The following is an 11948-nucleotide window of genomic DNA, read 5'->3' on the forward strand; positions in this document are numbered from 1 at the left end:
GATACAACAGATAAAATCAATGTTCTTTTCTACAATCCACAGGCAGGAACTTCCAATTATGCAAACAAAGACCCCGAGAGAGAGAGAAAAAAGCAGGAAATCTTTTTTGAAGCTGAAAAATTAATCCCGGACGAGGTTGTGATGGTAAAAGGCACTCTTTCAAACGAGGGAACTATTGTCTTTGCCGATGTGCTTTTCCGCCCCGACATTCCCCTCCGGAATGCACCATATAAAAGTTCAGAGCCGGGAAGCGCTGTTTTTATCTCCGATGTTCATGTTGGAAGTGACACATTCCTGCAAAAAGAGTGGGACAGATTTTCTGACTGGCTTTCTGTATGCGGTGCAAAATATCTTTTAATAGCAGGAGATCTCGTGGACGGAATCGGAATCTATCCCGATCAGGAGAAGGAACTGACAATCCCGAATATCTATAAACAGTATGAAGTCTTTGCAACTATGCTCGCAAAGCTCCCGAAAAATATGCAGATAATAATTTCCCCGGGAAACCACGATGCTGTAAGGATGTCTGAGCCCCAGCCCGGACTTGCCAATGTCTTCACAGAGCATTTCCCGGATAACGTTACACTTGTGGAAAATCCCGCTATGGTAAACCTTCAGGGAGTGAGAGTCCTGATGTATCACGGAAGAAGCTATGATGATCTCATCTCAATGATCCCGGGCGCCTCCTACACACATCCTGAGGAGATGATGAAGGAGATGCTTAAAAGACGCCATCTTGCATGCACATACGGGATGAGAACACCTATACGTGCGGCAAAGGAAGACAGGCTTGTAATTGATCCAATCCCTGAGATCCTTCATACCGGCCATGTCCACATCTGCGGCCTTTTAAAATACAGGGGAGTTTTGTGCATGAACACAGGCACGTGGCAGTCGCAGACATCCTTTCAGAAGCAGATGAACATCCAGCCGACGCCTGCAAAAGCATATAAGGTCGATCTTGAGACGCTTGAATGTGAACTTTTTGATTTTAACGGCGATTCTGTTGTAAAAACTGAGTGACGCTTTTCTATTATGGTTTAATAAAAAGCTCAGTAAAACAGTTTCATCAGTTATTTTACAACCCTTCTCTTCCCGCTTTTTGAGCGCAGGTTAATTAACAGGATAGGATTATGAGAGTGAAAAAGCGCTCCTTTATTTTTTTCCTTAAAAATCAGAAAAAATGCCGTTTTTTTAAAAGATTTTTCACAAATATTTCGTTGATTGTTGAATGTCAAATAATAGTTGGTCGATTAAAAGCGATTTTTTTTTATTCTGGAAGTCAACATTTATAGGCAATTTGTACTTAGGGGTATCCGAAGATCCGGATTCCCTGAGGGATGGTTGAAATAATTATGGATATGTTGATCTATCTCGCACCTGTATGTGCCTTAATTGGTCTTTTATTTGCAGGATTTTCATTTATGAACGTCCGCAAAGAAGACGAAGGTTCAGAGGTCGTTAAAAAGATAACCGCAGCAATTCACTCCGGTGCAATGGTCTACCTTAACAGGCAGTACCGTGCAATCGCTGTGTTTGTTGTGGTGCTTGCAATTATTATTGCAGTTCTTCTGCCGGCAAACGGTCTGCTCACCGCAGGATGTTTCATCCTTGGTGCAGTTCTGTCCGCAACAGCAGGATACATTGGAATGTTTACAGCTACATCAGCAAACGGAAGAACCACACACGCTGCAACAAAGGGTATCGGCCCTGCGTTTAAGGTCTCCTTTGCGTCAGGAACCGTTATGGGAATGAGCGTTGTCGGTCTCGGACTCTTCGGTCTCTCTGTTGCATTCATCGCACTTACAAACATTATGGCAGGTTCAGAACTTTCAGTAATTGTAAACACACTTGCAGGATTCTCACTCGGTGCTTCATCAATTGCTCTCTTCGCACGTGTCGGAGGAGGAATTTTCACAAAGGCTGCTGATGTGGGAGCTGACCTTGTCGGCAAAGTCGAGGCAGGAATACCTGAGGATGATCCGAGAAACCCTGCAACAATCGCTGACAATGTCGGCGACAATGTTGGTGATATTGCAGGAATGGGCGCTGACCTTTACGAGTCATACGTCGGCTCAATCCTTGCAACAATGCTTCTTGCAGCATCAACAGCGGCAATCACATTCCCGGGAATAGATGTTGTCAATGTGATTTTAGTCCCGCTCATCATAGCAGCATTCGGAATTGTTGCATCAATAATCGGAACATTCTTCGTACGCACAAAGAAGACAGAATCGTCCGCAATTCACATGGCATTCAACTCAGGCCTTATTGCTGCACTTATCCTTGTTGTAATCGGAACATACTTTATCACAAACATGCTTCTCGGAAGCTTCGGATTCTCAGTATTCCTCGCAACCGTTGCAGGTCTTGTGGCAGGTTTCCTGATTGGCCAGGTTACCGAGTACTACACCTCATACGAGAGAAAACCAACTCTTTCAATCGCAGCATCCTGTGAAACAGGTGCGGCTACAAACATCATTACAGGCTTTGCAAAGGGAATGGAATCAACAGTATGGTCTGTTCTTATTATCGGCGTTGCAATCTACATTGCATTCACACTTTCCGGACTCTATGGTATTGCAATCGCGGCAGTAGGTATGCTTGCAACACTTGGTATCTCTCTTGCAGTCGATGCATACGGCCCTGTTGCTGATAATGCAGGCGGTATTGCAGAGATGAGCCACCAGAAGCCTGAAGTCAGAAAAATTACTGACACACTTGATGCAGTCGGAAACACAACAGCTGCAATCGGTAAGGGTTTTGCAATCGGTTCAGCTGCCTTAACAGCACTTGCACTCTTTGCATCATACGGAATTGCAGTAGGTCTTGAGTATATCGATGTAATGGACTCAAACGTATTCATCGGTCTCTTAATCGGTGCAATGCTTCCGTTCCTCTTCTCCTCAATGACAATGATGGCTGTCGGAAAGGCTGCCATGGGAATTGTTATGGAAGTAAGAAGGCAGTTTAAGGAGATCAAGGGCATCATGGAGGGCGAGGCAGATCCTGACTACGCTTCATGTATCGCAATCTCAACAAACTCCGCATTAAAAGAGATGGTTGCACCAGGCGTTCTTGCTATTGCCGCACCTCTTATTGTAGGATACATTCTCGGACCGGGTGCTCTCGGAGGACTTTTAGCAGGTTCACTTGTATCAGGTTTCATGCTCGCAATCACAATGGCAAACGCCGGTGGTGCATGGGACAATGCAAAGAAATTTATTGAACTTGGAAATTACGGCGGAAAAGGCTCTGATGCCCACAAAGCTGCTGTCACAGGCGACACAGTCGGTGACCCGTTCAAGGACACATCAGGCCCTGCAATCAACATCCTCTTAAAGTTAATGACAATTGTTGCTGTTGTATTTGCACCGCTGTTTATTCTTTAAAATCCAAACAAACTTTTTTATTTCGCATTTTTCTTCAGTTCACATACTCCGGTATTTTGGTTTTTAAAAACCCGCCTCTCAAACTTTAACATATATTCTGACTAAAATAATATCAGAAATGTCAGACTTAACAATTGCACTAGCAATTATTTTAGCAGGTTTTTTGGCAGCATATATCCTGCACAGGGTTTTTGGCTGGCTTGAAAAAAAGGCAGATAAAACCAAATCAAAGATGGACGATATACTGGTGTTATCCCTTAGAAAACCGGTTACAATCGGGATAATAATTATAGCATTTTTCCTGGCCTTAGGATACATCACAGTCCCTTCAGGCTACGCATGGCTCCTTGAAGGGAAATACTTCAATACAATTCTGATCATTCTCGGAACATGGATCTTTACCACATTTGTCCAGAGCTTTATCGGCCTTTACGGAAGATGGCTGTCAGAGCAGACCGAAAACGAGCTTGATGATAAGTTAATCGATATTCTGGAGGTTTCGGCAAAATACATAATATGGTTTATCGCATTCCTCTTAATCTTAAGCTATCTGGAGATTGATATAACACCCCTTGTGGCGGCAGGAGGAGTTTTCGGTATTGCACTCGCACTTGCAGCACAGGATTTAATATCCAACTTCTTCGGAGGAGCTTTGATTGTCATTGACAAGCCCTTTAAGGTAGGTGACAGGATACTAATCGACGGACATCTCGGCGATGTTATCAATGTCGGGCCGCGTTCAACACGTCTAAAGACTCTGGACTATCAGCTCTTAACAATTCCAAACTCAAAGATTGCAAACACAATCATCACAAACTATGCGATGCCTGATTTAAAACTTAAGGTAAAAATTCCTGTGGCAGTTGCATACGGAAGCGATGTTAAAAGAGTTAAGGAAATTCTTTACGAAATATCAGACAGTGCCATAAAAAACTCAACATTCATTCTCGATGATCCAAGTCCAAGCGTGTATTTCCTGGAATTCGGGGCATCAAGCCTTGATTTCATGATGGTTCTCTGGGCAAAGAAGTTCAATATGTCATGGGAGATTAAGGATCACATAAACTTTGAGATTGAGCGAAGATTTGCAGAAGAAGGTATTGAGATTCCTTTCCCGCAGATGGATGTTCATATGAAAAAATCAGAATAGAATTTTTTTTAAAACTTTTTACAAAAATACTTTTTTCAAAAACAATTCAGATCACAAATGTAATCTATATAAATTTTTAAATTCAAGACTGATTTTATATGGCAGAAGAAACAGGATACTTTGAGAATGGAAGATGGATAGAAGGGGAGAAACCCTCAGATATCAGTCAGGAAAAAACATCACAGAAAGAAGAAGCAAAAAGCAAAACACAATCAGAAAATACAGAGGACATCGACGAAATAATTTTAGACACTACTGAATCTGTAAAAAATGCGGTTGAGAGTGTAATAAATTTTGGAAATACCGTAATCGGAACAGAAGATGGCAGAAAAGAAATTAAGAGAAAAGCAAAAAAATCAGGAAAAATACTGCTAAAATCAATAGAAGATGCAATAGAGCAGGCAAAAAAATCATTTTAGATTAATATCTTTTTGAAATTACCGGGACCTTTAAAAAAATTCCTTTTGGACGCTTACAGGATTTTGATTATAAGTACCATAAAGCAGACCTTCTGGTAAGGATAATAAAATAAGAGAAAAATGGGGACGTAAAAAAATTTATAGCTCTTTAAAAAGAATTATACTGATGATAAACAGTATTTTTCAGAAATTTAAAGATATAACATTAAATCCTGTAGAAACCTTCCAGAATTTGCGTGAGGAGCAATTAGGCACCGCAATTGCATATTTTCTTGTGATAATTGCAGTATATTCCATTCTTTCCGGTATTACGGGTATGCTGGTTACAGGGATTATAGCCGCCATATTGCCGGCAGGCAATATGCTGTTTGCTGCCGAAACCTCTCTTGTAATGGGTATTTTTTCAATTGTATTCGGATTTATAGGGGCAATTATAGGGCTGGTTGTAGGTACGCTTATCCTTCATCTGTTTGTCTATATTCTCGGCGGAAGAAAAGGGCTTGAACAGACACTTAAAGCCGCAATTTACTCCTGCACACCCCTTGCACTCATCGGATGGATTCCCGTTGTAAACATAATCGCCATGATCTGGTCACTTGTACTCGAGGCCCTTGCAGTACGCGAACTTCATGAAATATCGACCGCAAGAGCTGTTCTTGCAGTTTTATTACCATTTATACTCTTTATAGGAATAATTATACTTGCAATCCTGATGTTTACTTTTGCAATTGTTGAATCAGGCCCTGTTATGATGAACTGATCAACTTATAAAAAAATTAACTTTTTTTAAAAATTATTCTTTTGATGCTAATCTTATCTTAAACAGGAAAAGAGTAAGAACAAATCCTGCCGGAAATATCCAGAGTGAAACTGGTGTGCTTGTCGGAGATGGCGTCTTTGCAGGAGATACGGTAATATCGGGTGCCATATATGTCTGTGTTGCCTGTGCTGTCTGTGCCTGAGTTACTGCCGGTGTAATCACAGGAGTTGTCGGGGTCGGATCTGCCGTCACTGTAAACGCCTTTAAGAGAACTGATGACGAGCCGAACGGATACTCAGAGTTTTTCGGGATATTTATTGTGTATTCACCTGCTGCCCAGCCTGTTGTATCCACATTGATATACCATTTTCCTCCGTTTTGAATAGTAAAGGGAATAGTTGCAACCTCATTGTTTCCTACCTGGGCTTTTTTGTAGAATACTGCCTTAGTTGTAAATCCGGCGGGAATAGAACTTGTCCCGTCAATAAAAAGAGATGAACCAGACTCAACAGAGGAAGGAGCATTAAAATTAATTGTATATGCAGATGCAATCCCCGCCACAATAAAAGTTAAGAGAAGAATAAATGTTACAATTTTTTTCATATATTGATAAATTGAAAAAAATGCATATATATCTTCCCCCGCTGCAGCAGACAGAATTACAGAGACCTAAACTTAATTAAAATTTGAAGATACTCTCAGATTAAAAATAAAAAAGCCAAAAAAACACAAAAAACGAGAATTGTTCAAAAAACCCGGGGATTTAAAAAAAGGCTTTTTTAAAAAAAGCCGGAAAAACATTACTGAAGCTCTAATTCAATGCCACCAAACATTCCTGCTGCAGTGTTGTATATAAATGCAATAATTGCACCGTAGATGAATCCAACAATTGCACCACCGATTGCCATTACAATAATTGCAATAAGACCCCCGCCTACTCCCATTGCTACCTGAGGACCCATGACTAATGCCAGAACACTTCCAAACAGCAAAAAGAGAATTCCCACTATCAGCCCTATGACCAGACTTATCGCAGCAAAAATTTTTGCCACAGATAATATCCCTAAACTTTTAATTTCGCTCATAATAACTCCAAATTTTTATTGACAATTTAATTTAAATTTTAATCATATATATATATGTGTGCCATTTTTGCATATCAAACAACTATATAACCAAAAATTAAAAGAATTCTGAATTCTTACAAATTCAGGGAAATTAAGAATACATTTTTTTCCTATTAACCGCCAGTTAAAATACAAACAGAGAGTTGATAATATGTCAGATTTTAAGATCCCTTTTGCAGTCTCACTTCTCAGCGGAATTTTATTTCTTGTGTCAGGAGTTATTTATTCACAGTCAGGTGCATCAACCGGGTACGTTCTTGTAGTAATTGGCCTTATTGTTGTTTTATCAGCTATGAGGATGAAAAACGGCATTCCAAAGGATGTAAAGGACGGAAGTCTCGGAGTTTTATTCTTTGGAATATTAAATCTTATCTCGTTTGTGTTCATTCTCTCAGGATTACAGGGAGGAGGCATAGCCTTTTATTCAGGTCTTTTTGCAAGTATTGCAGGAATTGCCGGAGGTTATCTGGGATTTTCCTACTCTAAAGAGGAATCAAAAGAAGACTGATTTTTGCAGGCCTTGCCCGTTTTTAAGAGCTTTAATTCCAATATAATCAAAAATATCCTTTTTTAGAGAAAAACGTATATATACTATTTATACTTATAATCCTTTGTTATGTGCTTTTTGGATAAATTAAAGGGTTTTCTATTAAAACCCCAGGAAACATTTCTGGCCCAGAAGGGTGAAAGTCTTGGTAAAGCTTACCAGTATTACGTGGTCCTTCTCCTAATCTTCTCAGTTCTTTACGGAATTGTGGTGATTGCCACAGGAATGAACTCACTAGGTCAGATAGCAACAATGGTTGGAAACCTGTTTGGAGCAGGATACGGCGATGCAATACTTGCTTTCGGAGGTTTTATTGCTGCACTGGACTTCTTCTTCATCTACCTGATGTTTGTATTTAGTCTCTTCTCAATCTTCCTCTCAGCCTTCATCCTTCACTGCTTCGTTCTGCTGTTTGACGGCGAAAAGGGCTTTGAGATGACTATCAAATCAATGTTTTATGCATACACCCCATATCTTCTGCTCGGATGGATACCATATGTAAACATTCTCGCACTCCTGTGGACTCTTATCCTCCAGATTGTAGGTATTAAGGAGTATCATGAAATAACGACAGGAAAGGCTGTTATGGCAGTATTACTTCCAATGATTCTCTTTGCAATCGGAATGATTCTGTTCAGTGTTGTTATTGCAGCATTCTTCACAGGAATTCTGGCAGCAGGCGGAATAATTCTTTAAAAAAATCTTTTTCAAAAATTCTTTTTTTTTGCACTTTTATTTTTTACCATCAATATTAAACAGAGAGTTTAAAGCAAATAAAGTTTATAAAGCTGAATCATAAATTGGGAAATATTATTCCCTTTTTTGTCGGAGGTTTTAGCGATGAGAAAAATATCATTTATTGCATTTGCAGCAGTCGCCATTATATGTCTTTTAATGGCTGTTCCTGCATCTGCTGTAATTATGGAGGAGACCTATAAAGGACAGGTCTCAAAACTCGAACCCTCAAAGAACAGACTTACAATGCAGGTCAGCTCGGTTTACACAGGAAATGAATGGGTGACCTATGCAAAATCCAGTCTAAAAAACAATATCGTTGTAGGAACTGTATACAATCCCGATATCTTCAGTGATTTAAAACAGGGAGACCCGATAGAAGCCACGATTCTGGCAGGACCCGGAGGGGAATGGATATCTGTCGGAAAGATAGGAAATGTTGGCTCCACACAATCTCCCCTGATTGCATCCTATGGGGATCCTTCAAGGCTGATATCCCCATTCTATCAGGGATATACATTAACTACAGAGTTAAAGCCTGATTGTGCAGAATGCACAGGTACGACCTGCATAGCATCTTCAGCAATTGTGTCCCCAATAAGAGACGGCAAAATTGTTGAAACAAATGAGATGTATCCCGGATATACACATGTCTTTGGATGGAACACCGAATATCAGTACATTTTAAAGATAAAATTCAATTCAGGAGAAGCACTCTCTGATTCCTGCCCGGGTTATGGAGGGATGGTCGGCCCCCAGGCCGTATCCGACTTTACAATCTATGACACACAGAGAAGCACAATACTTGCATCCGAAATTGACATAGCACCTGAGTCCACAGTTATCTCAACACCTGCAGAAACAGAGCAGACCGAAATCCCGGCAACAGCAGTTCCTGCAGAAACATCTGTACCTAACCCACAGCCTACACAGTCAGGATTCGGATTTGAACTGTTCCTTACTGCAGGCTTAATCGGATGCGCAATTCTTCTTTTTAGAAGAGAATAATCAAAAACTTTTTTTTACTCAGGTATGGAAAAAATCCCGGCTATCCATATTACAATGAAAATTTAACAGTTTACCAATCCTGTTATTACCCCATAATTAAAAAACAGTAAAAAGAAAATTATGGATTTTTTTGTAATCATAAACAGCATAGTAATTTTATTTATTCTGATGGGAGTAGGCTATCTCTCTTATAAGACAAAAATAATCGACAGAGACGGTGCACGGGGCCTTTCCTCCTTTCTTGTCAACATCACACTGCCCTGCCTTATTATAGTCTCAATGCAGATTCCCTTAAATCAGGAGATTTTTAATAAAACAATCGGAATTTTTGCTATTGCAGGGATTTTTTATTTTGTTTCTTTTGCCTTTGCACTTGTGATCCCACGATTTCTTGTTAAAAGCGATCTTGAAAGGGGAGTTTACAGATTTATGCTTGTATTCTCAAATCTCGGTTTTATGGGAATACCGGTATCCGCCGCAATTTTTGGAACCGAGGGCGTGTTCTACACTTCTCTTTTTATGCTTCCCTTCGGATTTTTGGTTTTTTCAGCAGGGATTCTGATGTTAAGACCTGATATGGGGCATTATTTTGACCCAAAACTCTTCTTAAACTCCGGAATTTTAGCATCACTTGCAGGGCTTTTGTTCTTCTTTACAGGTTATCAGATTCCGGCGCCTTTTATTGATGTATTAACAATACTCGGATCACTTACAACACCTCTGGCAATGGTCGTTGTAGGCGCCCTTCTTGCAACAATGCCTGTAACGGGCATGTTTTCAGATTATAAGATATATGTTATGTCCGGATTTCGCCTCCTTGTAATTCCTTTTGCATTATTCCTTTTACTAAGTCCGTTTGTATCAGACCCTTTAATTCTCGGAGTGCCTGTGATACTTGCCGCAATGCCGGTTGCAGCAAACGCAGTACTTTTGGCAGAAGAGTATGATGTAGACTCGGATGCCGCTTCAAAGGGAGTTTTCATATCAACTCTCCTGTGTGTTTTTACAATTCCCGTTATCGGATTTTTCCTTCTTTAAAAAAAATGATCTCAATATCTATTTTAATAAAAAATGAAGATTAAAAAAAGTTTTTAAAAAAGATTTCCGGTTTTTTTATTCTGTTTATGAGATCAGCTTAAACGATTGCGTTTTCTCTCATCCATATAATCACCAAAAGACTCAAATACCGAGATTACGGCAGGCATAACAACAATAGCTCCGATAAGAGAGAATCCGACTGTTATTACTGTAACTGTCCCGAAGTTCTGGATGATAGGTGATGTTGAGAGAAGAAGGGCTGAAAACCCGAATACTGTTGTAAGGCCGGAGACCGAGACAGCCGTTCCAATCTTCTGAATTGCAGTCTGAATCGCGGTAATCTTATCCTTACCCTTCTCTTTCTCCTCCTGGAATCTCTCCATTATGAGAATCGTGTACTCCGATGCAACACCTATTGTCATAGCACCAAGGGTTGCTGTCAGAAGCGAGTATGTAAGGCCGAGTGTGTACATGATAAGGCCGTTCCATCCGACAATCATGATAATCGGAATAAGGGGGGATACTGCAGTGAACTTTCTGTATACTAAAAGCAAAAAGGCAAATATCAGTATAAAACCGAGATAAGTCATCGTATTCTTTGACTTACTTATTCCGTCAATAATGTCGGTGAACATATTCATCTGACCGGTATATTCAGCTGTCATTCCCGGATGCATGACGTACCAGTCGAGATCTTTTTGCATGTCTTTTATGAGTTCCTGTGTTGACGGAATCGAGATATCCTTCATTGAAAATTCTATGACTGAATCCATATTTCCGCTTACATACCTGTCTCTTGTGCTTTCGGGAATTCTCTCCCAGACATCATCTATCTCTTTTTTGTCAGTCGGGAGAACCCCGTTGTTATACTGTTTCAGATAGGTTGTGATACTTGTAACACCGGTCAGGTCATCCTGTTTTGAAACGGCATAATCACCAAATCCGTCTATCCACCGCAAAGTTTCAGGATCTTTTATCGAATCCGCCTTTATAAAAGTTGTAATCGTACTTGTGGAGCCTATAACACTTCCAAGTTTGTCCATAGACACCTTCGCAGGCATACCCTGCGGAACCATCGCATCCTCATCAGTGTCAATTATCACCCTCTCATCAAGCTGGATTCCAACAACAGCAAGCATAAGAAGGAATAGTATAAGGGGTATCGGATTTTTTGCAATCTTTCCTGCGAGTCTTCCCAAAAGAACATCATACCTGTCCATCAGAGAGCTGCCCTTGTTAGTAGTCTTCTTAACACCTCCCTTCGGGTCAGGCAGGCAGGATTCGGACTCGTCAATAAAACCGGCACCGCCATCCTTTGGTCTGTATTTGACAACATTTGCAAATGTCGGGACAATTATCATCGCCGAGAGGTAACAGCAGGCAATTCCTATGATGCATATCGTTCCAAAGTCTGCAACCATCGGTGCAGGTGCAAGAATTGAAAGCGCCAGAAAACCAAGGCCGGTTGCAGTCATTGCAAGAAGAATTGCAGGCCCTGAACTTGTAACCGTTGTAAATATGGCGTCTTTCATAGAGGATTTTCTAATCTCCTCATCAAACCTCGAATGGAACTGAATGGCATAGTCGATTCCTATGCCTATTAACACAGGAAACGCTGCGATTACTATCGTGCTGATTGGTATTCCTGCAAATCCCATAACGCCGAATGTCAGGATAATTCCACAGAACACAACAAATACAGGGAGCATTCTGTATCTCACATGCCCGAATAAAAAGACCATTGCAACGATCATCAGAAGCATGGCAAGACC

General features: G+C 40.5%; 12 protein-coding genes. 9 read left to right on the top strand and 3 right to left on the bottom strand.

Annotation, left to right across the window (positions count from 1 at the left end; genetic code table 11):
* From ACTB1O_RS11390 to ACTB1O_RS11410, 5 genes are all read left to right on the top strand, one after another.
* A partial coding sequence (locus ACTB1O_RS11390) for a DNA-directed DNA polymerase II small subunit (RefSeq protein ID WP_462995258.1) occupies positions 1–1023 on the top strand: 1023 nt, incomplete at its 5' end.
* Positions 1024–1355: 332 nt separating this feature from the next.
* Entirely contained in the window at positions 1356–3392 is a 2037-nt protein-coding gene (locus ACTB1O_RS11395; RefSeq protein WP_462995269.1) for a sodium-translocating pyrophosphatase, read from the top strand.
* A 118-nt stretch (positions 3393–3510) separates the two neighbouring features.
* Complete coding sequence (locus ACTB1O_RS11400) at positions 3511–4542, top strand: mechanosensitive ion channel family protein (protein WP_462995259.1); 1032 nt, start codon at positions 3511–3513, stop codon at positions 4540–4542.
* A 98-nt stretch (positions 4543–4640) separates the two neighbouring features.
* Positions 4641–4961, top strand: coding sequence for a hypothetical protein (locus ACTB1O_RS11405; protein ID WP_462995260.1), 321 nt, complete (start codon positions 4641–4643; stop codon positions 4959–4961).
* A 166-nt stretch (positions 4962–5127) separates the two neighbouring features.
* Complete coding sequence (locus ACTB1O_RS11410) at positions 5128–5721, top strand: YIP1 family protein (protein WP_462995261.1); 594 nt, start codon at positions 5128–5130, stop codon at positions 5719–5721.
* Positions 5722–5754: 33 nt separating this feature from the next.
* Here the strand turns inward: ACTB1O_RS11410 and ACTB1O_RS11415 are convergent, their stop codons facing one another.
* Both ACTB1O_RS11415 and ACTB1O_RS11420 read right to left on the bottom strand, forming a co-directional pair.
* Positions 5755–6324 (bottom strand): hypothetical protein, encoded by a 570-nt coding sequence (locus ACTB1O_RS11415; protein WP_462995262.1) that lies wholly within the window; start codon positions 6322–6324, stop codon positions 5755–5757.
* Positions 6325–6521: 197 nt separating this feature from the next.
* Positions 6522–6806, bottom strand: coding sequence for a hypothetical protein (locus ACTB1O_RS11420; protein WP_462995263.1), 285 nt, complete (start codon positions 6804–6806; stop codon positions 6522–6524).
* A 193-nt stretch (positions 6807–6999) separates the two neighbouring features.
* Here ACTB1O_RS11420 and ACTB1O_RS11425 point away from each other — a divergent pair, with 193 nt between their 5' ends.
* The 4 genes from ACTB1O_RS11425 (at position 7000) to ACTB1O_RS11440 (ending at position 10176) form a co-directional block, all read left to right on the top strand.
* Positions 7000–7356, top strand: coding sequence for a hypothetical protein (locus tag ACTB1O_RS11425; RefSeq protein WP_462995264.1), 357 nt, complete (start codon positions 7000–7002; stop codon positions 7354–7356).
* Positions 7357–7473: 117 nt separating this feature from the next.
* Positions 7474–8091: a YIP1 family protein gene (locus ACTB1O_RS11430; RefSeq protein WP_462995265.1), complete on the top strand. Its 618-nt coding sequence runs from the start codon at positions 7474–7476 to the stop codon at positions 8089–8091.
* 144 nt (positions 8092–8235) lie between these two features.
* On the top strand, positions 8236–9138 hold the full coding sequence (locus tag ACTB1O_RS11435) for a hypothetical protein (RefSeq protein WP_462995266.1): 903 nt from the start codon (positions 8236–8238) through the stop codon (positions 9136–9138).
* 120 nt (positions 9139–9258) lie between these two features.
* Complete coding sequence (locus ACTB1O_RS11440) at positions 9259–10176, top strand: AEC family transporter (protein WP_462995267.1); 918 nt, start codon at positions 9259–9261, stop codon at positions 10174–10176.
* Between the two features lie 92 nt (positions 10177–10268).
* Here ACTB1O_RS11440 and ACTB1O_RS11445 read toward each other — a convergent pair.
* A partial coding sequence (locus ACTB1O_RS11445) for an efflux RND transporter permease subunit (protein WP_462995268.1) occupies positions 10269–11948 on the bottom strand: 1680 nt, incomplete at its 5' end.

Source organism: Methanomicrobium sp., from assembly GCF_055145805.1.

Bases quoted from the DNA above. Each gene is read 5' to 3' on its own strand.
- ACTB1O_RS11395 (WP_462995269.1), top strand. From the start codon at position 1,356: ATGGATATGTTGATCTATCTCGCACCTGTATGTGCCTTAATTGGTCTT.
- ACTB1O_RS11400 (WP_462995259.1), top strand. From the start codon at position 3,511: ATGTCAGACTTAACAATTGCACTAGCAATTATTTTAGCAGGTTTTTTG.
- ACTB1O_RS11405 (WP_462995260.1), top strand. From the start codon at position 4,641: ATGGCAGAAGAAACAGGATACTTTGAGAATGGAAGATGGATAGAAGGG.
- ACTB1O_RS11410 (WP_462995261.1), top strand. From the start codon at position 5,128: ATGATAAACAGTATTTTTCAGAAATTTAAAGATATAACATTAAATCCT.
- ACTB1O_RS11415 (WP_462995262.1), bottom strand. From the start codon at position 6,324: ATGAAAAAAATTGTAACATTTATTCTTCTCTTAACTTTTATTGTGGCG.
- ACTB1O_RS11420 (WP_462995263.1), bottom strand. From the start codon at position 6,806: ATGAGCGAAATTAAAAGTTTAGGGATATTATCTGTGGCAAAAATTTTT.
- ACTB1O_RS11425 (WP_462995264.1), top strand. From the start codon at position 7,000: ATGTCAGATTTTAAGATCCCTTTTGCAGTCTCACTTCTCAGCGGAATT.
- ACTB1O_RS11435 (WP_462995266.1), top strand. From the start codon at position 8,236: ATGAGAAAAATATCATTTATTGCATTTGCAGCAGTCGCCATTATATGT.
- ACTB1O_RS11440 (WP_462995267.1), top strand. From the start codon at position 9,259: ATGGATTTTTTTGTAATCATAAACAGCATAGTAATTTTATTTATTCTG.